The organism is Pristimantibacillus sp. PTI5 (assembly GCF_048572955.1).
In the GTDB taxonomy this organism is placed as follows: domain Bacteria; phylum Bacillota; class Bacilli; order Paenibacillales; family Paenibacillaceae; genus Pristimantibacillus.
In genome coordinates this window covers 6,543,593-6,565,981 of record NZ_CP183886.1, presented here as the reverse complement: position 1 = coordinate 6,565,981, position 22,389 = coordinate 6,543,593, and the positions used below count along the sequence as shown (strand labels likewise).

General features: G+C 47.3%; 21 protein-coding genes. 5 read left to right on the top strand and 16 right to left on the bottom strand.

Annotation, left to right across the window (positions count from 1 at the left end; all coding sequences use genetic code 11):
* Positions 1-178: 178 nt before the first annotated feature.
* From ACN6MW_RS29085 to ACN6MW_RS29060, 6 genes are all read right to left on the bottom strand, one after another.
* Positions 179-811 carry a nucleotidyltransferase family protein gene (locus tag ACN6MW_RS29085; RefSeq protein ID WP_419873230.1) on the bottom strand — a complete coding sequence of 211 codons (633 nt, stop codon included), beginning with the start codon at positions 809-811 and terminating at the stop codon, positions 179-181.
* A complete protein-coding gene (locus ACN6MW_RS29080) occupies positions 714-1,826 on the bottom strand; it encodes an XdhC family protein (protein ID WP_419873229.1) in 1,113 nt (370 codons plus the stop codon). Before ACN6MW_RS29080 ends, ACN6MW_RS29085 begins: the two co-directional genes overlap by 98 nt.
* Positions 1,827-1,894: 68 nt before the next feature.
* Complete coding sequence (locus ACN6MW_RS29075; RefSeq protein ID WP_419873228.1) at positions 1,895-3,220, bottom strand: 5'-deoxyadenosine deaminase; 1,326 nt, start codon at positions 3,218-3,220, stop codon at positions 1,895-1,897.
* A gap of 387 nt (positions 3,221-3,607) precedes the next feature.
* Entirely contained in the window at positions 3,608-4,558 is a 951-nt protein-coding gene (locus ACN6MW_RS29070; RefSeq protein WP_419873227.1) for a serine hydrolase domain-containing protein, read from the bottom strand.
* 18 nt (positions 4,559-4,576) lie between these two features.
* Complete coding sequence (locus ACN6MW_RS29065; protein ID WP_419873226.1) at positions 4,577-5,983, bottom strand: MDR family MFS transporter; 1,407 nt, start codon at positions 5,981-5,983, stop codon at positions 4,577-4,579.
* Positions 5,984-6,086: 103 nt separating this feature from the next.
* On the bottom strand, positions 6,087-6,332 hold the full coding sequence (locus ACN6MW_RS29060; RefSeq protein WP_419873225.1) for a hypothetical protein: 246 nt from the start codon (positions 6,330-6,332) through the stop codon (positions 6,087-6,089).
* Positions 6,333-6,534: 202 nt separating this feature from the next.
* Here ACN6MW_RS29060 and ACN6MW_RS29055 point away from each other — a divergent pair, with 202 nt between their 5' ends.
* Both ACN6MW_RS29055 and ACN6MW_RS29050 read left to right on the top strand, forming a co-directional pair.
* Positions 6,535-7,152, top strand: a complete 618-nt coding sequence (locus ACN6MW_RS29055) for a DedA family protein (RefSeq protein ID WP_419873224.1) — start codon at positions 6,535-6,537, stop codon at positions 7,150-7,152.
* 251 nt (positions 7,153-7,403) lie between these two features.
* Positions 7,404-8,855, top strand: coding sequence for a SulP family inorganic anion transporter (locus ACN6MW_RS29050; RefSeq protein ID WP_419873223.1), 1,452 nt, complete (start codon positions 7,404-7,406; stop codon positions 8,853-8,855).
* A 74-nt stretch (positions 8,856-8,929) separates the two neighbouring features.
* On the opposite strand, the gene ACN6MW_RS29045 is transcribed toward ACN6MW_RS29050, so the two are convergent.
* Positions 8,930-9,205, bottom strand: coding sequence for a hypothetical protein (locus ACN6MW_RS29045; RefSeq protein WP_419873222.1), 276 nt, complete (start codon positions 9,203-9,205; stop codon positions 8,930-8,932).
* A 26-nt stretch (positions 9,206-9,231) separates the two neighbouring features.
* Positions 9,232-9,672, bottom strand: a complete 441-nt coding sequence (locus ACN6MW_RS29040; RefSeq protein WP_419873221.1) for a DUF6376 family protein — start codon at positions 9,670-9,672, stop codon at positions 9,232-9,234.
* Positions 9,673-9,794: 122 nt separating this feature from the next.
* Here ACN6MW_RS29040 and ACN6MW_RS29035 point away from each other — a divergent pair, with 122 nt between their 5' ends.
* Entirely contained in the window at positions 9,795-11,207 is a 1,413-nt protein-coding gene (locus tag ACN6MW_RS29035) for a hypothetical protein (RefSeq protein WP_419873220.1), read from the top strand.
* Here ACN6MW_RS29035 and ACN6MW_RS29030 read toward each other — a convergent pair.
* Together ACN6MW_RS29030 and ACN6MW_RS29025 are read right to left on the bottom strand one after the other, a co-directional pair.
* Entirely contained in the window at positions 11,191-11,775 is a 585-nt protein-coding gene (locus tag ACN6MW_RS29030; RefSeq protein WP_419873219.1) for a hypothetical protein, read from the bottom strand. The genes ACN6MW_RS29035 and ACN6MW_RS29030 overlap by 17 nt on opposite strands.
* Positions 11,776-11,919: 144 nt before the next feature.
* Positions 11,920-14,142, bottom strand: coding sequence for an MMPL family transporter (locus tag ACN6MW_RS29025; protein WP_419873218.1), 2,223 nt, complete (start codon positions 14,140-14,142; stop codon positions 11,920-11,922).
* 133 nt (positions 14,143-14,275) lie between these two features.
* Between ACN6MW_RS29025 and ACN6MW_RS29020 the strand changes: the two genes are divergently transcribed.
* Both ACN6MW_RS29020 and ACN6MW_RS29015 read left to right on the top strand, forming a co-directional pair.
* Positions 14,276-14,890, top strand: a complete 615-nt coding sequence (locus ACN6MW_RS29020; RefSeq protein WP_419873217.1) for a TetR/AcrR family transcriptional regulator — start codon at positions 14,276-14,278, stop codon at positions 14,888-14,890.
* Between the two features lie 25 nt (positions 14,891-14,915).
* Positions 14,916-15,209, top strand: coding sequence for a DUF3817 domain-containing protein (locus tag ACN6MW_RS29015; protein WP_419873216.1), 294 nt, complete (start codon positions 14,916-14,918; stop codon positions 15,207-15,209).
* Between the two features lie 55 nt (positions 15,210-15,264).
* Here the strand turns inward: ACN6MW_RS29015 and ACN6MW_RS29010 are convergent, their stop codons facing one another.
* The 6 genes from ACN6MW_RS29010 to ACN6MW_RS28985 form a co-directional block, all read right to left on the bottom strand.
* Positions 15,265-15,696 (bottom strand): NUDIX hydrolase, encoded by a 432-nt coding sequence (locus ACN6MW_RS29010; protein WP_419873215.1) that lies wholly within the window; start codon positions 15,694-15,696, stop codon positions 15,265-15,267.
* A gap of 102 nt (positions 15,697-15,798) precedes the next feature.
* Positions 15,799-17,520 carry an assimilatory sulfite reductase (NADPH) hemoprotein subunit gene (cysI, locus tag ACN6MW_RS29005; protein ID WP_419873214.1) on the bottom strand — a complete coding sequence of 574 codons (1,722 nt, stop codon included), beginning with the start codon at positions 17,518-17,520 and terminating at the stop codon, positions 15,799-15,801.
* Between the two features lie 56 nt (positions 17,521-17,576).
* The gene (locus ACN6MW_RS29000; protein ID WP_419876477.1) at positions 17,577-19,436 is read right to left on the bottom strand and encodes an assimilatory sulfite reductase (NADPH) flavoprotein subunit; all 1,860 of its coding nucleotides are present in this window, start codon (positions 19,434-19,436) and stop codon (positions 17,577-17,579) included.
* Positions 19,437-19,817: 381 nt separating this feature from the next.
* A complete protein-coding gene (locus tag ACN6MW_RS28995; RefSeq protein WP_364140182.1) occupies positions 19,818-20,606 on the bottom strand; it encodes an undecaprenyl-diphosphate phosphatase in 789 nt (262 codons plus the stop codon).
* 50 nt (positions 20,607-20,656) lie between these two features.
* Positions 20,657-21,970 (bottom strand): hemolysin family protein, encoded by a 1,314-nt coding sequence (locus tag ACN6MW_RS28990; RefSeq protein ID WP_419873213.1) that lies wholly within the window; start codon positions 21,968-21,970, stop codon positions 20,657-20,659.
* Positions 21,971-22,003: 33 nt separating this feature from the next.
* Positions 22,004-22,363: a Lin0512 family protein gene (locus ACN6MW_RS28985; RefSeq protein ID WP_364140187.1), complete on the bottom strand. Its 360-nt coding sequence runs from the start codon at positions 22,361-22,363 to the stop codon at positions 22,004-22,006.
* Between the last annotated feature and the right edge of the window lie 26 nt (positions 22,364-22,389).

Genomic DNA, 22,389 nt, shown 5'->3' with positions numbered 1-22,389 from the left:
GGCTATCATCGGATTCGCTAGTTTTGGTAAAAACCAACAACGTAATCTCAATATAGGACCATGTCATTTATATGTCAATATATATAACATTAATTTTTTTAAAAGCGAAAACTATGCTGAACCTTGTGCGATTCGCACTATCCATCCGTCATTTATGTTATATATATTCACATAAGGATCATCTAGCACTGCAATTCTGGCCTGAAAAGTATTTTTTCGCCCACTCCAAATCGGCAGGCGTATCCACGTCAAATAGAGCCTGCTCATTCGCAGCCACTAATCCTTCCCCTTTGAAATTAAGCGAGCGAAATAATTGGCGCGCTCCCGCATCACCCTTTAAATTAAGCAAATCAGCGAACATGGATCGAGACAATATAGCAGGTGGCGTTAACACGACCTCATTCTTCCGCGTATCCCGCATAGCAGTCGCAACAAAATCGAGCTCCGGCCGCCTGGTCCAGTAATGGATCAGCTCTGCAATCATAGCAGCGCTAATAAACGGCTGATCTGCCAGAGCGATCAATACGGCATCGGCTGCCGGTTCATCTCTGATAATGTCTAGGACACCCTGCTTAATCGAATAGGACATGCCTCTTGTCGATTCTGCGCAGGAAACGATAGACAGGGAAGGGCTTACGGAAGAAACGGCAAAATCTGCCATCCCTTCCGCAGCTGCGATCCACTCTCGTGGATCATCCGGGGTTACAACCACTTTAACGCTTGTAAGTGGACTGGTTAATAAAGCATGTAGCCCCAGGCTTGCGAGCGGCCGGTCTTTCGCCAGCTCGAGCGACTGCTTTCGCATTCCCATGCGTTTGCTCTGTCCCGCCGCTAAATAAAGGGCTGAAATAGGCATCTCTCCCTCTCCCCTTTCGAAGTCCGGCTTGACGCCCCGCGCGTATTGCAATTAATTCTGCCGCCACGCTTACCGCAATTTCATGGGGACCGTCCGCCCCAATGGATAGTCCGATCGGCGCCCTTACGTTTGACGGAATTAGAAAGGTCTCGAATAACATGCGAATCCGCTTTTTTGACCCTAAAATTCCGAGATATACAAGAGGCACCGGCAAAGCCAGCCGTATCATATCTTTATCCCGTTGCAAATTGTGGCTGCAAACGATCAAATAGTCATTGGATCGAAATTGAAGCCGTTCAACAATCTGTTCAGCCGTTCCAATGACGCACTCCGCTCCGGGAAAACGTTCCTCCGAACATAGGGAAGGCCGCCAATCCGCCATCACGACATGGAATCCGATTTGTTTGACGAGCGAATAAATCGCTTCCGCATCTTGGCCTGCACCAAATAAGACCAGCCTTGGTCTTGGACTTATAACGACGGATAATTGATTAGGTACATCATCCTTATCCTCCCTATTGTCCATGTCTTCAAAGCTATCCGATGAATCATGAAGCGTATACCCGATTTCTTTTTCATCCCAGCTGCGCACAAGCCTCACCGACTGTCCCGTTCCGTTACGCCGTTTCGCTTCGAGCAGCACCTCGCGCAGCCGATTCTCGACGGGCTCGAGCAATATCCTTAATTCGCCGCCGCAGCCGACAGCCTCTCCCCAAATCACATCCTCATCGGCATTCAAGTTGTAGGTCACGCATTCGAATTGGCCCGATTCCCTTACCTTTAACGCCTGTTCCTGCAAATCCTGCTCCAAGCAGCCCGGGCTTACCGAACCAATTTGCTTTCCGCTTGCCGTGAACAGCATCGCCGCTCCCGCTTTTCGATAGGAATGTCCTTCCACACAGAGGATCGTCGCAAGTACGCTTCGATCATTTCCGGACGCAATCGAATCCAACAGCTCATGCATATCCATCCGTTATCCCTCCCTAAGCCTCTGCCCGTACCCGGGATGCATTCAATGCTTTGAACGAATCCGAACCCCTACAAGCGCCCGATTAACCTGCGCAAAGCCTGATCCGCTTCTTTTAACACTATTTTTTTGTCGACCGTCCGCACCCGTTTGTTTTCCATTACAATTTGCCCGTCAATCATGACGGTATCTACGTCACCTCTTGTTGCGGCATAAACAACTCTCGAATACCAATCCGCATCGAAGGACGGATAGACATGGAAATCCTCCAAATCAAGCAGCTGAAGATCCGCAAGCTTTCCAAGCTCGATACTGCCTATCTCCTTCTCTAAGCCAAGAACTTTAGCGCCGCCCATTGTCGCCATCCGGAGCACCGTTCTCGCGTTCATGATCGTTGGGCCATGCTTTACTTTCTGCATATAAGCGGTTAGGCGCATTTCCTGGAACATGTCTAAATTATTATTGCAAGGAGCGCCATCCGCGCCAATGCCCACATCGATGCCTTGTTCTAACAGAAGCGGGATCTCCGCTATGCCTGAAGCAAGCTTCATATTAGAGCCGGGACAATGGGTAACCTTAACCCCCCTGTCCCGGATGATTCTTTTCTCCTCATCATCCAGCCATATGCTGTGCGCCAAAATCAAATTCGGCTTCGCCAGCCCGATATGATCCAAATAAACCACATTCCGCATGCCGCGTTCCGCTTCAACCATTGCAATTTCTCCTGTATTTTCCGATGCATGCGTATGCACCATTACACCGTACTGGGCAGAGAGGTCACGCACGCCAATCAGCAGCTCTTCCGTACAGGAAACAACGAAGCGGGGGCAAAAGGCGTATTGGATCCTTCCGTTTTCCGCGCCATGCCATTTCTCCAACAAATCCACGCTGTCTTGAAGCGATTTCTGCGTATTCTCCTGCAGCGCAAGCGGAACCTCTGAACCGTGATCCATCATGACTTTACCCGAAAGCGCCCGAATGCCGCTTTCCTTAATGGCTTGAAAAGCCGATTCCGAGTGATGGACGGTTTCCATGTCCAAAATGGTAGTTGTTCCGCTTCGAATCAATTCCCCGATTCCAAGCATGGCGGAGTAATAAACGGAATCCTCGCTGTGTGCAGCTTCAAGCGGCCAAATTTTCTCTTTCAGCCAGTCGATCAGCGATAAATCATCCGCTCTTCCGCGGAAAAGCGTTTGACAGAGATGAATATGCGTCTGAACGAATCCAGGGAGCAGTACTTTGCCGCCTGCATCCACTATCCGATCGGCTGCGATTCCTTCCAGCCGTTCTCCCATTTGAGCGATCCGGTTTCCTTCTATTAATACATCGCCGGTGAAAATTTGGCCCTGTTCATTCATTGTCATCACGACGGCGTTCCGAATAAGTATGGTTGTCATGTGAACTCCTCCTCAAGCCTATATAGCGGTACTGAATAACATATTCCGTATGATCGTTAAGCACGCTATATTCCCTTCTATTAGCAAAATCAAATGTTTTTAATTTTCTGACTTTTTTTGCCGTAATTTCTGATCCACCTGGCAAGCTGCAAGGCGAATCAGAATTTCGCCTCTAATATGTAAGATTATATAACATCATATTTCAGAATCGATAGTTAAACAAGACATTACACAAAATTTTCAAATTTTAAAAGAAGTTTTTTCGTTAAAACTGACATATACATAACGCATATAACCAGATGCGAAATGGCATTCTCTATTCACGCTGCAAAAAAACCAATCCTGCACGGCTTCGCCATGCTTGATTGGTTTTTTTATCACAATTGTTCACAAAGGTGCATGTTCTTTTCCGATGCAAGCTGGAAGAATGTGTTCGAAAATAAGACGTCTTGACCAAATGGCATCATTTCGTTTCGTGATTTGCTTACGAACCACAACGACAAGATGATGCTGCGGAGCTGCCAGCAAATATTGACCGCCATGGCCAAAAGCAAAAAAACAATCGCATACTCCGTTATGGCTCTCGGGCGAATGCCACCAATGATAGCCGTAAGCCCCATAAATCGGCGGCTCATAATGAAGCAATCCGCGATGATGAAGACTCGTTGACTCCTCAACCCAGTCCGCAGATAGAAGCTGCCGATCCTCGCTGCGGCCCTTTTGAACAAATAGACTCCCGATTTTAGCAAGATCTCTTCCGTACAGGTAGAGACCCGTACCGCCTTCGTTTACGCCTGCCCTTTCCACCCAGCGAGCACCGTTAAATCCTAGCGGACCAAATAAATGATCCCTTGCAAAAGATAAGGCCGACATCCCCGTTACTCTAGTAAGGATTGCGGATAATAAATGCGAACCGCCAGAGTTATAAGCGAAAGCCGCCCCCGGATCGGAGATCATCGGTTGTTTGAAAACAAATTGAACGGGATCCGCCGCTGCTTTAAAAGCTTTATAAGGCTTGTCAAAATCCGGCCAATCAAAGCCTGGCGTCATCGTCAGCAAATGCTTGATCGTGATTTGCCCAAGAGCGGCCGCGATCTCCGGTGGGTGCTCCAGAAAATCGGTTAACGGCTGATCAACGCTTGTCAACAGCTTTTGATCCAATGCAATGCCGATCAGCGCGGATAAAATGCTTTTTGTACAGGAATAAAGCGGACCGATTGCATCCTTACCGTTCTCATACCATTCGCTAACAAGCTCATTCCCTTGCAGCACGATGACCGACTTGATTTTTTTATCGGAAAAATATTTGCTGTTAGACTCCAAATCAAGGGTTCTCATTGACTTAATCGACCTTTCTTACGAAACGTTTCTTTGCTGCTGATCCACCTGTTTAAGCTTTGGCATCCCAAGAGAAACAAACACGACAAATACGGATAAAACGGCAACCCACATGAAAATCGTGTGCAAGCTATGGGCAAGTACGCTTGGTTCGATTATTTCTTTGCCTCCTGTATGGAGCAGCAGGCCGAATATCGTTATGCCAATCGTTTGCCCTAACGTTCGGATAAAATTATTGCTGGCAACAGCCGAACCGCGCAGCTCCCATCCCACGGCGGAAGAAACGGCAACCGTTAACGAGGTCAGCGACAATCCAAATGAAAGACCTGCCAGAAACGTATATACGATGAATAAAACAATCGAGGTATCCGCTGTCATGAAAGAGAATCCAATGCTGCTAGCAAGCAAAAAACAAGCGCCTGTTACGCTGATGAAGCGCAGTCCTATTTTTGAAATCCAATTGCCTGCTAATATCGAGCCCAAAGGCCACGCAACCGATAACGGTATCATGACGAGACCCGAATAAGTAGCTGTTTTGCCGTATACGCCTTGAATCCACAGCGGCAGATAAAAGATGACGACGACATTGATCACGCATAACAAAAAGCTGTCTAGATTCGCCATACTGATGATTCGATTGCGGAAAAGCTGGAAAGGTATAATCGGTTCAGGCGAACGTCTTTCGATTCTTGCGAAAAAGATGAAAAAAAGAACGGAAATAGCTAGAAGTACGGCTATCCGCATAAATGGGCTTGTACCATTTCCTCCCTCATCACGGATGAGCGTCATCGCATATAAGAAGCAGAACATGGCGATCGTAAAAGTGATAATGCCCGGATAATCAATATGTCTTTTCTTTTTCTCCAACGCTTCCTTAAGAGAAGAAGATAACAAATAAATAGCTGCTATGCCAAACGGGAGGTTCATATAAAATATAGCCCGCCAGGATATGTAATCCACCAATAATCCGCCGAACAGCGGTCCGGATATGCCTGCAATTCCCCAAATGCTTGACATCCAGCCTTGTACTTTAGCTCGCTGCTCAAAGGAATACAAATCGCCGATAATCGTATAAGGGATTGTTGTCAGGGCACCGGCTCCTAACCCTTGCAGCGCCCGGAACCAGATCAACTGGTCCATCGTTTGCGCTATGCCCGAAAGCATCGAGCCGGCCAGAAAAATTAACGCGCCGATGATAAACATGGTTTTGCGCCCGAACAAATCGGAAAGCTTGCCGTAAACTGGCGTCGTAATGACCGTTGCCAGCAAATAAATCGAGATAATCCAGCTGTACTGCTGGACGCCATGAAGCTCACCCGTTATGCTGGGCATTGCCGTACTGACAATCGTTCCCTCAATGGCTGCCAGAAATGTCGCAACGAACAATGCGATCGTTACTTTCTTGCGGTTTTCAAAAGCGTTCATTGTTACTCCTTTCCAATTTTTACAAATGGTTTCGGATAAAATCCGATGATCTTCTTTCTATTATGATCGCTGAAAGCGTGAAATATCAATGTTTTTATTCCGTTCAAGAGGTCCGTGTCACAGCTGCCTGCTTCGATTGAAAGCAAATCCGCGTACAAACTTTTAACAGATACGGCTGCCGCTCCGCTTCTGACAATTGCCAAAATTGTTGATCCGCAAACAGCTGGCACAGCACATGTTCCGCGGTTTTGCTTGCTGCTTGTTCTTCTATCATCAACGTGATGCATAAGGTAAAACATAGTGATTCGTAACGCCTTAACGCCATCACCTTTTGCTTAAATTCAAACATGAGAATAGCCGCCCCTTCATACACATAAAACCTATTCCCTATTTTATCTTCCCGGTTGAAGCAATTAGTTACGAAATGGTTAAATTTGAATCCTTTCTAATTGTCTCACGTATGAATGGTATCCTTTCGCATGCGGATGTGTTACCATATTTGAAGTGAATTATTGTGAATTCTAATTTTTGGAAGGTTAGGATGCTGCATTATGTATGATATTTTATTGAATATTATTGAAGAGATCGGATATTTCGCCTTATTTCTCGTCTTATGCCTCGGCCTAATCGGGCTGCCTATACCAAACGAAGCCGTCGTGATGACAGGCGGCGCATTAGCGGAATCAGGCGTTTTATTGCCGGTACCTGCCTTTATCATGACTTGCCTTGGGATATGCTCAGCCATGACATTCGGATATAGCATCGGAAGATTTGCCGGCAGTAAATTATCCAATTGGTTTAGCAGCAAAAAAAACATAAGCAAATTCGTTGCCAAATCTGAGCAGCTAAGCGAACGCTACGGCGGCTACGCCATTAGCTTAAGCCTTTGTCTCCCTTTTTTAAGGCATGTAACCCCCTATGTGATGGGGTTAAATCGAATGAATTTCAAACGTTTTGCGCTTTTCGCCTATCCGTCTGCTTTCGTATGGACCCTGATCTACTTTATAATCGGGACATTCGTAGGGGATCGGGTGCAAGCTCTCTCGGATCATATTTACAAATACGGCATTTGGATCGTTTACGCGCTGGCAGCCGTTGTCATAAGCTTTCTTGTGTATCGATACGTGAAAAGCAGACAGCAAAAGAATCAAGTGGAGCGGCCGATGTAGATATTTTCCAAACATGAGAACCTTCGCAGTTTAGCGATGGTTCTTTTTTTGCAACTTTTGACCTAAAAAGAAGAAAATGAGCGATAGATAGAGCATTCACGATATATCATGATATGTATGCGCTTAAACGAAATTATATTTTCTGTTTAATTGCCCACTTTTGATGTATAATAACGCTCAGTGTGCATCGGCCCCGACTTTTCTGAGAGTGAAAAGTCAAATTCAACTATTTTTAGGGAGGTTTATTTGCTTTGCTTACAAAACTTAAAAAATCATGGTTTTCGAACGTCAGAGGCGATATTCTGGCAGGAATTACGGTAGCCTTAGCCCTAATCCCGGAATCCATTTCCTTTTCCTTGATGGTAGGAGTCGGACCGATGGTCGGTTTGTATACCTCGTTCTGCATTGCAGTCATTATTTCCATTGTCGGCGGCAGACCCGGCATGATCTCGGCAGCGACAGGCGCCATGGCTCTGCTTATGGTATCGCTTGTCAAGGACCACGGTATCGAGTATTTGTTTGCGGCGACGATTCTGGCAGGCATTCTTCAATATTTAATGGGTGTTCTCAAGCTGGGACAGCTCATTTCGTTTGTGCCGCAGTCCGTCATGCTCGGTTTTGTCAACGCGCTGGGCATTTTAATTTTCACGACTCAGCTTGTTCATTTTGTAGGCGCCAGTTGGATCATGTATGCATTAGTTGCCTTAACGTTAGTTATTATATATACTCTGCCAAAATTCACCAAGATCATTCCTTCGCCGCTTGCCGCGATCATTATCGTATCCCTCATTGCTGTTGCGATAGGAGCTGATCTCAAAACCGTCGGCGATAGAGGCTTAGTGGAGAGTACGCTGCCGCTGTTCCATATTCCGGATGTTCTATTTTCGTTCAAAACGCTTTGGATCATTTTGCCGTATTCCTTCTCGTTGTCGATCGTCGGCATATTAGAATCGCTTTTGACTGCTTCTGTGCTTGATGAAATGACCGATACGTCCAGCAACAAAAACAAAGAAGTTCGCGGACAAGGCATTGCCAACATCGCAACGGGCTTCTTCGGCGGAATGGCCGGCTGCGCATTGATTGGCCAATCGGTCATAAACACCAAATCCGGAGGCCGTACAAGACTATCCACCCTGGTTGCCGGGGCGTTCTTATTTTTTCTTATTATGGCATTAAGCGATGTCGTTAATAAAATTCCGATGGCTGCCTTAGTAGGCGTCATGATTATGGTCTCGATCAGCACCTTCGATTGGAAGTCCGTTTTCCAAATCCATAAAGTACCGCGGACAGATGCTGTGATTATGATCGTTACGGTGATCATTGTTTTAATTACGCATGATCTATCGAAAGGCGTTTTTGCGGGCGTCGTGCTGAGTGCTTTTGTATTCGTCGGCAAAATGGCAAAAATACGCGTGTCTACAGCAGCTGCTAAGTCCAATACCCGGACTTACAAAGTAACAGGCCAGTTATTTTTCGGAACAACCAGCCGTTTCGTCTCATTATTTGATTACCATCAGGATCCCGAACGCATTACGCTGGATTTCAGCAACTCGCATGTGTGGGATCAGTCAGCCGTAACCGCGATTGCCAAAGTGAAAAGCAAATACGAGCAATTGAACAAACAGGTGTCGTTCATTGGATTAAATGAAGAAAGCAAGTTGATCATTCGTAATTTAGGATTAACATCCTCAAGCGGCCATTAACAAAAAAAAAGCCCATGCAATCACACTTTTCCTGTGTGGTCGCATGGGTTTTCTTTTCTTTTCTTTTCGGATGGCTATTCTTGTTTATCAAGCTTTTCCTTTGCCGTATCGACAAGAAAATCAAACAGTTCGTCATCCTCTTCGAGCAAATCTTCTAAAGCCAGCAATTGTTCCTCTTTGCCTGATTCATGCAAGAAAAACAACCCGTAGCCCCATTCTTTCCCTTTCTTGCTGTGTAGAGCAATTTCATACTCATTCACATGGCCTTCGACTCCAAAATGCACCTTTCCTACGTAACCGTCTTCCTTTGAATAAGTCATCGATGCTTCCAATACGTTAATGTTAATCACTTACATTCTTCCTTCCTGTTCGTTCATTACGGTGTCAGTTGATTGATTTGGTTGAGCAGCTCATTGATCTTGTTGATCGTATCCGGAATGCCCGTTGATTCGAATACGGCTCTTCCCTGCTCGATATTGGTAAGCGCTTGATCAATTCCTTTTTGCAGCGTCTCGTTATATTCGGCAATCGATTGATGGAGCTCCTTGGCATAATCGGGCACCTGCAGACCTTCATAATGAATGACCTGTTCCTTCAGCGCAACGAGCTGATCTTTCAGATCCGTTCTCGCATCGAGATCATTCACCGCTTGTTCAGCAAGTGTATTCATATTTTGTCCAAAGTCCGTTAGCGATTGCAGGTAATCCGTCGTTTCCGTTGCAAAATTTACCGTTTGACCTACTTCTTCAATCATACCACAGCCTGCAGTTAGAAGCATTATAGATAGCATTAAGATCGATATACTTCGTTTTATCATAAAATCCCTCCTCGTTATAATCGTCCCGATCCCGAGATGAACGCCTATCTTTGGTCTTGCATACATTACTATACGAGTCCGGCACAGGCTGGTTTCGTGTATCTCACAAGGAGATGATCGGGATGGACATTCAATTAACGGCTCTGCATTGGGTTTATTTAGGCTTTATTATTGCCATTATCGGATTCATGCTGATGCGCCGCGATACGACGCTAATCTGTATTGCGGGGATTTTAGGCATCGGTATACTTGCAACCACCTCAGCCAGCGGTTCGGTAAGCGGCATTTTTAACAGCTTTATTTTTGCCATAAAAGAATTAGTAGGAACGATTTTGATTATATCCATTATCGTGGCCATGAGTCGCATTCTCATTCGGACCGGAATAAACGAAATCATGATTTCGCCGTTTACCCGATTTTTAAGAACACCTGCGCTAGCCTTCTGGGGAATCGGCTTAATCATGATGGTCACTTCATGGTTTTTCTGGCCCTCACCCGCGGTCGCTCTCATCGGTGCCGTTTTGCTGCCGGTTGCTTTGCGCGTCGGCTTGCCTGCACTGGGAGCAGCGGTTGCCATGAACTTGTTTGGGCACGGCATCGCTTTATCAGGTGATTATATCATACAAGGCGCGCCTAAGCTCACGGCTGATGCCGCCGGCATTCCAGTCAGCTCAGTCATGCAAGCCAGCATTCCTTTAGTTATCGTCATGGGAGTCGTTACGACGGTGACCGCGTATTGGATGATGCGGAGAGATCAGAAATCAGGCAAGTGGCGAAATGGTCTTGTCGTCTCGCCGGCGGAGTCTACACCAGACTACGACCTTAGCGCAATAGCTGACCGTAATGCGCTTTCTCTGCGCACGAAGCGTTGGTTAGCGGCTATTATACCTATCCTATTCGCTTTGGATGTCGTCGCGATGTTCATGCTGGATCTTCAAGGCGGGGATGCTACGGCGCTCATCGGAGGAACCGCGATACTCATTATGCTTTTTATCACAATGCTTACGCATCGCGGCAAAGGCTTCGAGAAAACAACGAGCTATTTAGTTGAAGGCTTTCTGTTTGGCTTTAAGGTTTTTGGACCTGTTATTCCCATAGCCGCATTTTTCTATTTGGGCGACTCCGGATTTCTTGCGATGTTCGGCGAGAAGCTTCCTGAAGCATCGCTTGGTATCGTTAACGATTTAGGCATTGCGCTTGCGCATGTCGTACCCGTGAATGGCGTCGTAGGCTCAATTACGTTGACGGTTGTAGGCGCCGTGACCGGTTTAGACGGCTCCGGCTTCTCAGGCATATCCTTAGCCGGCTCGATCGCGCAGCTGTTCGGCCATGCCATCGGCTCAGGCATATCCACCTTAACCGCTCTCGGCCAAGTTGCTGCGATATGGGTCGGCGGCGGCACGATTATTCCTTGGGCGCTTATACCTGCCGCTGCCATCTGTGGCGTTGATCCCTTTGAGCTCGCCCGCCGAAACTTGAAGCCTGTGTTTATTGGGCTGTGCGTAACAACGGTAGTTGCTATGTTCTTGATTTAGCCTGCTTTCGTTTGCGGAATAAAACAATTGCAATTGCGATAGCCGCAGCCGTTCCTATAGGTACGATGAAGGGAACGGAGTCTGATTTCGCAGCCGTGTGATCGGCGCTGGCGGGCTGCGGAGGCAATGAACCGCTGCCGAGCAGCTCATAATGCCCGCTTGCCTCACTGTGCAGAACCGTTGCACTGCAACTGGCTTCAAGCGATTTTCCGGTTGCTGTCGCAAATACCAGGTAGCGCTCGCCCTCTTTAAACGCAAAACCGCAGCTGTCTTCATTCTCTGCGGTTAGCACTTCAATCGATGGCGTTACCTGACCCTTCCATACTTCGTTTACTTGAAAGCTTGCTTTGATTGTTTTTCCTCCCGAACGAAATGCCGAAAGGGTAGACTCCTTAACGGATGTTGCCGTTCCTTCAAAAACGGCATCGCTGCTGCTTTTATTCTCTAAAACCGCATCCGATTTCACACATTTGCAGGCTTGTGCAGCGGTCGGGAAAGTAAAGATGCTAGTCATGCTTAAAAATAAAAATAACACAATGCACATCCGATACTTCCTGTTAATTATCATTCATGCTCCCCCGAGTTCTCTTTATAATAGGCGGTTAGCCTTTAAATAAAGACGTATCATAATGGGAAAATGTTGCAAGACTGGAAATGGAAAAAGGCAGACTCTAATGAAGCCGAAGCTCCGTTAGAAACTGCCTATTTTTCTTTATCCTTTTAACGTTTGCTTAGGCTCCTCCATGAGCTCCGTATTTGCGGGCCAGAAAGCTTTTTTGCCCAGCAATGTCGTAATTGCCGGAACTAAAAATGGACGGACGATGAACGTGTCCATTAGAACTCCGATAGCCGTGATCAAACCGAATTGGACGAGCACTTGAATCGGCAGAGACGCAAGAACGGCGAAGGTCGCTGCAAGAATAAGACCGGCCGAGGTGATCACACCGCCCGTTTCGCTTACGCCCTCCCTTATCGCTTGCTTCAGCGGCATCGTTTTGCGTTTTTGCCAAATGCTCGAGATCATAAAAATATTATAATCTTCACCAAGCGCAATAAGGAATACGAAGGAATAAAGCGGAATTGCACCTTGTATGGCTTCAACGCCCATAAAGTAATGCAAGATGACCCAGCCTAAGCCAAGTGCCGCTGCATAAGAGAGCAAGACCGTACCGATTAAGTAAAGCGTTGCTGTTACCGATCTCAGATATGCGAGCAGCAATACCATAATGAGACCAATGACTAAGGGAATAATGACGATATTATCGCGATCGGTCAGCGCTTTAGCATCGTACTGCGCCGCTGTCTGTCCGCCAATCCAAACCTTTTGCTCCGCATCCGTCACCTTTGCGCTTTCGAGCGACTCCACTGCCGCTTCTTGAAGCAGCGGAATCGTGTCCATCGCTTCTTGGGAGTACGGGTTCTTACTCAGGATAACGGAATAAGAAATCAGATTCGGGTCAACCGAGCTTGCCTTTGGTTCCCCAACATGGTCGACAAGCGGCACGGCGGCCAGCTTCTCTAGCAAATCGGCAACTGTCCCTTCGGTTTGGGCAACGACTGTAATCGGAGCCAAATCCCCCGGCGCATAGGTTTCGGAAATAACCTTAAAGCCTTCTCTTGAGGGCATGTCTTCCGGAAAGGAAGACAATAAATCATAAGTGAATTTAATCTGGCTGGAAAAGCCAGCAAGTATGCCCAGAATGAAAACGGATGTAATGACCACCGTCCAAGGTTTCGCAATAACCAGGTTTCCTATCTTGGAACCCAGTTTTTTCTCGGGGGCAGGCTTGCGATAGGCTTTCCCTTTTTCGCCTGCACGCACCTGCTCCATAAATTCCGTACGCGGGATAAACGGAAAGAAAGAAGCTCTGCCTATGATCGATAGCATTGCCGGCACCAGCGTTAAGCTTGCGATTCCCATTATGAGTATCGATAAGCTGAAGGGCACAGCAAAACGGTCGTAAGCGCCGTATTGGGCTGCCAACAGAGCCAGCAAAGACAGAACTACCGTGAATCCGCTCATTGCGATCGCACCCGATGCGTCCTTGAAGGAACGCTTCAAAGCTTTTAATTTGTCGCTTTCGCGCGTCAGCTCTTGACGGAAATGCGAGATAAAAAATAAACAGTAATCCGTACCCGCACCGAACAAGAGCACTGTCATAATGGAAATAGCCTGCGCATCCACCGTTATCCAACCCTCGCCCGCCATCCAGCCGAGTAACGGGCTCGTAACGGCATAAGCGAAGCCAACGCCGATAAGCGGGATTATCGCGAGAATCGGCGAACGATAAATGAGCAGCAGCAGCACAAGCACGATTAGCACCGTTGCGATCAGAAGCGATACATCGGCTCCTTTGAACAAGTCGGTGGCGTCGACAGAAATGCCCGCAGGGCCGGTTACGCGTACGCTTAGCTCGGATGCATCGTCTACGGCCGTCTCAAATGGCTTCTCGCCCGATGCTTCTTCGATCAACATCTTTATTTCTTCGATGTTTTCTTTCAACACTTCAGTTTCCGTCTGCTCACCGAAGGAAATCGGCTGTACGAGCGTCGTGCCATCCTCTGAAGCGAATGCCTTTACTGCAGGCAGGGGCATCTGATGAAGCGGAATGACCTCCCCCTGCGCTTTCAACGGATTTTCTATGATATGCTGCGCGGTTTGTTGAATGAGGCTGTAATCTGAATCCGACAATCCTCCTTCGCGGTGCCAAACGACCAAAGCCGGTATGCCTGATGAGCCGGGGAATTTTTCTTTGATCAACTGATCGGCTATGATCGAAGGACTGTCTGCCTTAAGGTTCGGAGCATTGCTCTGCTCTTTCTCGCCAACAGCAGGTAGAAATACGCTTAGGAGCGCTGCAAGTATGATCCATACGGCTACCGTGATCCATCGCGTTCGGCGCCCCGCGACCATTCCAGCAATTTTTTCAATCATTTTCTGAATCCTCCATTTCACATAATTCCTATTATGGTTTAAAATTAATACATGCGATTAATTAATTATATATACCCGAAGGTTAATTAATCAATCTCTATTTCTTACAATTTGATGAATGGAGGTCATGGCCATGAGCGACGAGCAAATAAAACGCAAGCCAGGCCGGCCTAAAGGCACAGGTTCAATTCAAACGATGCAGCAAATATTGCGCACGGCTGCTTATCTTTTTATGGAGCAAGGGTTTGAAAAGGTATCCCTGGAGGGCGTTGCCCAGGCATGCGGAATAACGAAAGCCAGCGTTTATTATTATTTTAATAATAAAAGCATCCTGTTCACGGAATGTCTTCAATTTGTGCTGAAAATGGCGCATGATCAAACTGCAAAGCTTGTCCATAGCGATGGACCGCTCAAGGCACGAATGCTGCAGGTCGCGGAGCGTCATATGAACAATGCGCATGTAGAGTTCGAAACGATGATGAGGGAAGCCTCCAGCGGCCTATCCGAGGAACAAATTGCAGGTATTCGGGCCAGTGAACGCGCCATTCACGAGTTAGTCTGCTCCGTGTTCAAAAAAGCCATGGATGAAGGCGAAATCGTTCAAAGCGATCCCATGCTGCTTGCTCATGTCTTTACAGCTATGCTCACCGTAAAAAATCGCAAAGAAATTATCAATGACCAAAAAACGGTGGAACAAGCTGCGTCCGAAATCGTAGAACTACTGTGGACTGGTTTAGTCCCGCGTTAGAATGACAATTACTGGAGGTAATCGGATGTTTAAAACGGCTTTAGGCCGGCTGCGGGTAGTCGGATTCTATGAAGGGATTTCTTTTCTTGTGCTGCTCCTCATCGCAATGCCGCTCAAATATTGGGCGGATATCCCACAGGTTGTTACTGTTGTCGGCGGTTTGCACGGGCTATTATTTGTCCTTTACTTACTTGCTGTGCTGCATGTATGGATCAAACATCGCTGGTCAATCTTTAAGGTTGCAGCCGCGTTTATTGCAGCCTTCCTTCCCTTCGGTACGTTTGTGCTCGACAAGAAGCTGCTCCGCAATCAACTTTAAGCGCAATAAAAAAAAAGCTATTCCTATAACTGGGAATGGCTTTTTTTTATTATTATCACTTACTGAAAAGATTTTTTAAAATGGCTTTCAAATTATCGTGAACGGATTGATAGTTCTCGTCGTCAAGCTCCTCTGCCGTTACCCAAGCAAATGCCGAATGCTCCTCGTTGATGCATAATGGCGCTATGTCATCATTTCTTGGCCTCACTAAATAAGTAAACATTAAGCGGTAAAACTCGCCATCGTGACCGACGGATTGGATAGCGCGCACATCCAGCTCCTTTAACAGTTCGACTTCGAGATTTGTTTCTTCGAGTGCTTCCCGATGCAAAGCTTGGATCGGGATCTCTTCGTATTTCGCCTTTCCTGAAGGTACGCTCCAAGCGCCAGACCCGCCGTCACGGTCATCGGCCCTTTTGGTTAATAGAATTTTCGATTCATGGATAATTACGATTTCTACAGCGACACGATAATTCGGATACTGCATCGATTCACCCCAGTTTTGCGAATTCGTACGCCATATACGAACAAGAAGACCAAGGTTAAAACCCCAGTCTTCTTGTTCTTTTCTAAATAGGCTGTTGCCCGTTTAGCTATGGAATTCCTGACCGTCATGAACGGCTTTAACATATCCCGCGCGGATAACAAAATCCCCGAAATGCTCGCCAGTCTCCCGTTCTCTCGCATACTGGTTAATAATCGGCTTCAATGTATCCAGAATCTCGGTTTCGTCGATATTTTCGCGGTAAAGCTTATTCAACCGCTCGCCGGCAAAGCCAGCGCCCATGTACATATTGTATTTGCCGAGGGCTTTACCGATAAATGAAATTTCACCCAATGCCGGTCTAGCGCAGCCGTTCGGGCAGCCTGTCATCCGAATATTGATCTCTTGGTCACGAAGACCCGCTTCGTTAATAATCGGCTCAAGCTTATCAATCAGAGTCGGCAGATAACGTTCAGCCTCCGCCATTGCAAGCCCGCATGTCGGCAACGACACGCAGGATATTGAGCTTCTGCGAAGCGCAGAATGCTGCGCGCCGTCGGTTAGTCCGTATTGCTCGACCAATTCCGTGATTTTGCGCTTCTTCTGGCTCGTTACGTTACCGATAATGAGATTTTGGTTTGGTGTAATACGGAAATCTCCGGTGTGAACTTTGGCGATTTCACGCAAGCCAGTCATCAGAGGATAGCCCTCTTGATCATCTATGCGTCCGCTTTGAATATACAACGTCAAATTCCATTTGCCGTTGCTGCCCTTCAACCAGCCATAGCGGTCGCCGCTGTTTTCGAAATGGAAAGGACGCACATCCTCAAGCTGCCAGCCCAAACGGTTTTGAAGCTCCGTTTTGAACCAATCAATGCCATGACGGTCGATCGTGTATTTAAATCTCGCATTTTTACGAATGGAACGGTTACCGTAATCGCGCTGGATCATAACCGTTTTCTCTGCCAAAGCCACGATGCGCTCTGGCGGACAGAAACCAATTACTTTACCAAGCTGCGGATAAGTCGCCGTATCGCCATGGGACATCCCCATGCCGCCGCCAACCGAAATATTGAAGCCTTTCAGCTTGCCGTCTTCTATGACAGCGATATAACCGATATCCTGTGAGAACACGTCTACATCGTTATGAGGCGGAATCGCGAAACCGATTTTGAACTTACGCGGCAAGTACACGGGACCATAGATAGGCTCTACTTCGCCTTCTTGTTGGCCGTCAATAACTTTCTCACCGTCAAGCCAAATTTCATGGTAAGCGCGCGTGCGCGGCGCCAAATGATCGTTTACCTGACGCGCCCAGTAGCTAACCTCGTCATGAAGATCCGATTGAAACGGGTTCGGGCTGCACATAACGTTACGGTTTACGTCGCCGCAAGCTGCTAAGGTAGTCATCATCGCGCTGTTGATTTTCTGAAGCGTCGGCTTCAGGTTCCATTTGAGAATGCCATGCATTTGGAAGGTTTGACGAGTTGTCAAACGAAGCGTGCCGTTGCCGTACTTATGGGCTAATCCATCCATTGCAAGCCATTGCTCAGAAGTTGCTACGCCGCTAGGTAAAACAACCCGGAGCATGAATTGGAAAGCTGGCTCCAGCTTCTGGCGTTCACGCTCGTTGCGCAAATCCCGGTCATCCTGCATGTAGCTCCCATGAAACTTCAACAACCGATTGTCGTCCTCCGGCAAACCGCCAGTAATCGGATTTCTTAACGTTTCAACCAATGCTCCGCGCAGGTAGTTACTTTCGATCTTAATGTGTTCAACTTCACTTGGCGGCCCACCGATAGGCTTTACCAATTGCTCTTTAGCCATTGTTGCTGTCTCCTCTCGCAATCATTCACGATCTCTTGCTGATTAAAATATATTTATTAATACACGTCACGTTGGTAACGCTGCTGCTGCTGCATTTCATCCAAGTAAGCCGCAGCTTCTTCTGCGCTTAACGAACCTTCTTGTTGAATAACCGTTAACAGTGCAGTGTGTACATCATGAGCCATATGCTTCTCATCGCCGCAAATATAGACATGAGCGCCTTCTTTGAGCCATTCATACAGCTCTCGGCTGTTCTCCAGCAAACGGTGCTGCACGTAAACCTTCTCTTCCGTATCACGGGAAAAAGCAACATCCAGCTTCGTCAGCACGCCGTCTTTAAGCATTCTCTGCCAATCCGTCTGATACAAGAAATCGGTAACGAAATGACGGTCGCCATAAAACAACCAGGATTTCCCTTCTACGCCGAGCTCCTCGCGTTCTTCGAGGAAAGCACGGAACGGAGCAACACCCGTACCAGGACCTATCATGATAACCGGTGCATCCGGATTTGACGGAAGCTTGAAATTCGGATTTTCCTGAATGTAAATCGGTAGGCTATCGCCAGGTTGAACGCGGTCTGCGCAATGAATCGAACATACGCCGTAACGATCCCGGCCATGCGCTTCGTAACGGACAGCTCTAATCGTAAGGTGAACTTCATCTTCATTCGCTTTGAAGCTGCTTGCAATGGAATATAACCGAGCGGGAAGCTTCCGCAAAATGGAAACAAAATCGCTGGCCTTAGCCTGCCAAGGAGCAAAATCCTGTACCAAATCAAGGATGTCGCGGCCGTTAATGTAGTTTTTGAGTTCTTGCTCTTTGCCTGGTGCTACCAGCTCGCGCAAAGCGGAGTTGGATGAAAGCTCGGCTGCTTGCGTGAGCAAAGGCTTCGTCAGTACCGTAATTTCGTAATGCTTAAGCAGCGCTTCGCGCAGCGAGCCCTGCTCGCCATTTTTATTGATCGGAACGATTTCTTCGGGATTCCAATTCAATTCTTGGATAATCGCTTCTACCAATGCAGGATGGTTCTCAGGAAGAATACCTAGGCTATCGCCTGGTTCATATTGTAAATTGGAGCCTTCCAACGATAGCTCCAAATGACGTGTTTCCCGATCAGAGCCGCGGCCATTCAAGTTAATATTCGCGAGCACTTCAGCCTTAAACGGATTCGTGCGCGAGTAAGCCGATTGTTCCGCTTTGACTTCACTTACCGTATCGCTTACTGCAGCTGCGCCTGATGAACCGTTCAAACGTTCAGTCAACGCGCTAATCACCTGCGCCGACCAGCCTGCAACGGACTCGTCATAATCAAGATCACAATCCGCGCGCGCTGCAAGGCGTTTACCGCCAAGCTCCTCAAGGCGTTGATCAAAATCCTTGCCCGTTTGGCAGAAAAACTCATACGAAGTATCTCCCAGCGCCAATACGGAGAAATACAGGTTGTCGAATTGCGGTGCTCTCTTGCTGTAGAGGAACTCATGGAATGCACGGGCATTGTCCGGCGGCTCGCCTTCGCCATGCGTACTTACGACCAACAATAAATTTTCAACCTTTTTCAAGCCATTCGTCTTGAATTTGTTCATTGGAGCAAGCGTGACTTGCATGCCTTGCTCTTCAAGTTTGCGTGACAAGCTGGTTGCTAATCTCTGACAATTGCCGGTTTGTGATCCAAAGAGCACCGTAACCTCACGGGAAGCCGCAGGCTGACTGGTCGTGGCGATGATTTCCGCTGCGCCGGGCGCTTCTGTAATCGCTTGAATATCGGCACCAACGGATGGTGCTGCCGCGGAAGCTTGACGAGCGAACAAAAAGCCCGTAAGCCAAACTTGCTGCGATTCCGTCAGCGTTGGCAGAAGGCGGTTCAAAAGCTCGACTTGCTCTTGGTTAAAAGGACTGTTCGTTACCTGAAGTTGCAACAATATCCACCTCTCATAAACATAAAATCAACTTTTATTTTCATCGTCAGTAAAAAAACAGTACCTCATCAGTACTCTAATAATACTTAACCTAACATAATAAGACAAAACCTTCAATCGGGTACGCTCTTGCAAAAAAAGGCATTTTTATGCAAATGACGGTTATTTGCCGAAAAAATAAAGAAATCAGGGCAATTTGCCCTGATTTCTTCGGATTTATTAGAAAAAGTAATGGCTTGGATATAAATAAGTGATAGGTCTTTTTTCGCGATTTCCCGGCTCAATTTCCTAATTGAAAACCATTCTCGCCGATTCATGAAACGCGCCCTATTTTCTCCTATAAGGACACGCTATATTTCTCAATAGGATTTCTTATGTACCCTATAAAATAATAAAATAAAAGAGTGCCGCTAACGCAAAACGATAATAGGCAAACCATGAAAGCTTGATTTTTTTCATCATGTTGATGAACGTGACGACGGCTATCATGCCGACGATAAAAGCAGCGATAAGACCAATTAAAAATAGGGGTAAATCATTCATTGTGAGAAACTCACGGCTTTTTAGCAGATCGATCCCGCTCGCTCCCGCCATGATCGGCACCGATACGAGAAACGTAAATTCTGCTGCCGCCTTCTGGCTAACGCCGAACAGCATGCCGCCCGAGATCGTGGATCCGGAGCGCGAGAAGCCCGGCCAAAGGGCTAGCACCTGAAAGCATCCTACCGCAAAGGCTTGCTTATAAGTAATGTCATCAAGCTCCTCCGCACTCGGCTTCTTTCGGACTCGATCGGCGATAATCATTAATATCCCGCCGGCAACGAGGCCGATAAGAACCTTTTCGGCAGCAAACAGCTCTCCTTTTATGAAAGAGTGAAGCAAAACAGCGCATGCGCCAGCCGGCGCCATTGCCAAAATAATATGTAAGGCATTCAAACCGGAACCTTTGCCTACCTTGAAATTAAGCAGGCTTGCAAAACGCTTTCGGTAGAGGACAAGCACTGCCAGCACCGCCCCGAATTGAATGACCACCTCAAAGGTTTTTGCGCGATCCCCGGTGAAATTCAGCAGCTCTGCCGTTAATATCAAGTGACCCGTTGATGATACAGGTAAAAACTCGGTCAATCCCTCTACGATACCCATAATTATCGCATTAATTAAATCGCCCAACGTCCGATCTCCCCCTCGAATTTGGTTTGCTCTATTCGCTCTTTACCAGCTTATGCATGTCCGTAGGTGCCCATTTCACTTTCGAGAAATTCCGTTTGAATTTCGATCTTGCGAATACGGTTATCGTCACGCTCCCGGATGATGAACGTAATGCTGTCATACGTCCAAGGTTCTCCGACAGGCAGCTCCGGCTTTTGATTAAACAGCCAGCCTCCGATGGAATCTACATCATCGCATGCAAGGTCGGTGCCGGCAGCCTCGTTTACGTCGCTAATCAACGCTTTCCCGTTAACGAGATAACGCTGCTCTTCCAATACTTCAATTTCCTTCACTTCATCCTCGTCAAACTCATCGCGGATTTCCCCTACGATCTCCTCGATGATATCCTCGATGGTGATCAGCCCCGCCGTTCCCCCGTACTCATCCAATAAGATGGCAATGTGGACGCGCTCCTGCTGCATTTTGCGAAGCAGCTTATTGATGGGCATAACCTCCGGCACCGACATAACCGTCTGCAAAAGCGAGTTGACTTCAATATTACGATCCGATTCGTAACGCAGAAAAAACTGTTTCGTATTCAGGATTCCGATGATATTATCCTTGCTGCCCTTGGCTACGGGAAAACGGGTATACTGTTCCTTCTTGATGATCGCCAAGTTCTCTTCGCGGGATTGATTCACATATAGGCAAACCATATCGGTCCTCGGAACCATGATTTCTCGCGCAAGCCGTTCATCGAACGCGAAAATACGGTTCACATAGCCGTATTCGCTCTTGTTTATTTTTCCGCTTTCGTAGCTCTCCGATAATATGATCCGGATCTCTTCCTCGGAATGCGCTTCATGCTCGTTCGCCGGTTTTAAACCAATCAGCCGGACCAATGAATTCGCGGAACCGTTAAGCAGCCAAATGAACGGATACATCACCTTGTAGAACACTATGATGATCGGCGCCGTGAATTGGCTGACTTCCTCCGATTTGATGATGGCCAACGTCTTTGGAGCAAGCTCTCCAAGCACCACATGCAAATAAGTCACGATTAAGAAGGAGATAACAAAAGACAGCACGCTGCTGACTTCGCCCTCCAGATGAAATCGATCGAAAATCGGGTGCAGGATTAGCTCAATCGTAGGTTCTCCCAGCCAGCCGAGACCCAGTGCAGTTATCGTAATGCCAAGCTGGCATGCCGATAAATAACCGTCCAGCTTGTTTGTTACTTGCTCTATGGCTTTGGCGTTTTTCAAACCCTCGGCGACCATCTGGTTAACGCGGCTTGAGCGCATTCGAATAATAGCGAATTCCGTCGCTACGAAGAATGCGGTTAATACGAGCAGCAATAGGAATAATCCAAGCTTTAAAACCATCGTCTTCTCCCTCTTTTGCAAGCGGAGATGCGATTAGTAGCCTACCTCAACGGAAGCATTAACGATATAAATCAAATCGTTTTTATCCTCTTTGTCCGGTAGAACTACACCGCTAGTCGTGAGCATGCCGCCGTCCAGCACCTCAATCGTCACTTGGCCGTATGGCAGCACAGCTTTCACCTGCTCGACATCCAGAAGGTCATGATCGCAAGGAAGCGCTAGTCTTACGCGCACCTTCATGTTATCCAGCGTTCCGCCTGGCAGCACCGACCGCAGTCCCGGCATCGAATTGTGGTGAATGGCGTTTTGTACCGCACGCACCGATGCCTTCGTAATATTTTGACCGTGCAGATCGCATCCCATGCCTATTTCTATGAAAAATAAGTTGTCCACTTAAATATCCTCTCCCTCAGTCCTAA

Bases quoted from the DNA above. Each gene is read 5' to 3' on its own strand.
- cysI (WP_419873214.1), bottom strand. From the start codon at position 17,520: ATGGCTAAAGAGCAATTGGTAAAGCCTATCGGTGGGCCGCCAAGTGAA.
- ACN6MW_RS29085 (WP_419873230.1), bottom strand. From the start codon at position 811: ATGGGAATGCGAAAGCAGTCGCTCGAGCTGGCGAAAGACCGGCCGCTC.
- ACN6MW_RS29040 (WP_419873221.1), bottom strand. From the start codon at position 9,672: ATGATAAAACGAAGTATATCGATCTTAATGCTATCTATAATGCTTCTA.
- ACN6MW_RS29055 (WP_419873224.1), top strand. From the start codon at position 6,535: ATGTATGATATTTTATTGAATATTATTGAAGAGATCGGATATTTCGCC.
- ACN6MW_RS29075 (WP_419873228.1), bottom strand. From the start codon at position 3,220: ATGACAACCATACTTATTCGGAACGCCGTCGTGATGACAATGAATGAA.
- ACN6MW_RS29035 (WP_419873220.1), top strand. From the start codon at position 9,795: ATGGACATTCAATTAACGGCTCTGCATTGGGTTTATTTAGGCTTTATT.
- ACN6MW_RS29065 (WP_419873226.1), bottom strand. From the start codon at position 5,983: ATGAACGCTTTTGAAAACCGCAAGAAAGTAACGATCGCATTGTTCGTT.
- ACN6MW_RS29015 (WP_419873216.1), top strand. From the start codon at position 14,916: ATGTTTAAAACGGCTTTAGGCCGGCTGCGGGTAGTCGGATTCTATGAA.
- ACN6MW_RS29025 (WP_419873218.1), bottom strand. From the start codon at position 14,142: ATGATTGAAAAAATTGCTGGAATGGTCGCGGGGCGCCGAACGCGATGG.
- ACN6MW_RS29070 (WP_419873227.1), bottom strand. From the start codon at position 4,558: ATGAGAACCCTTGATTTGGAGTCTAACAGCAAATATTTTTCCGATAAA.
- ACN6MW_RS29060 (WP_419873225.1), bottom strand. From the start codon at position 6,332: ATGTTTGAATTTAAGCAAAAGGTGATGGCGTTAAGGCGTTACGAATCA.
- ACN6MW_RS29080 (WP_419873229.1), bottom strand. From the start codon at position 1,826: ATGGATATGCATGAGCTGTTGGATTCGATTGCGTCCGGAAATGATCGA.
- ACN6MW_RS29020 (WP_419873217.1), top strand. From the start codon at position 14,276: ATGAGCGACGAGCAAATAAAACGCAAGCCAGGCCGGCCTAAAGGCACA.
- ACN6MW_RS29030 (WP_419873219.1), bottom strand. From the start codon at position 11,775: ATGATAATTAACAGGAAGTATCGGATGTGCATTGTGTTATTTTTATTT.
- ACN6MW_RS29010 (WP_419873215.1), bottom strand. From the start codon at position 15,696: ATGCAGTATCCGAATTATCGTGTCGCTGTAGAAATCGTAATTATCCAT.
- ACN6MW_RS28990 (WP_419873213.1), bottom strand. From the start codon at position 21,970: ATGGTTTTAAAGCTTGGATTATTCCTATTGCTGCTCGTATTAACCGCA.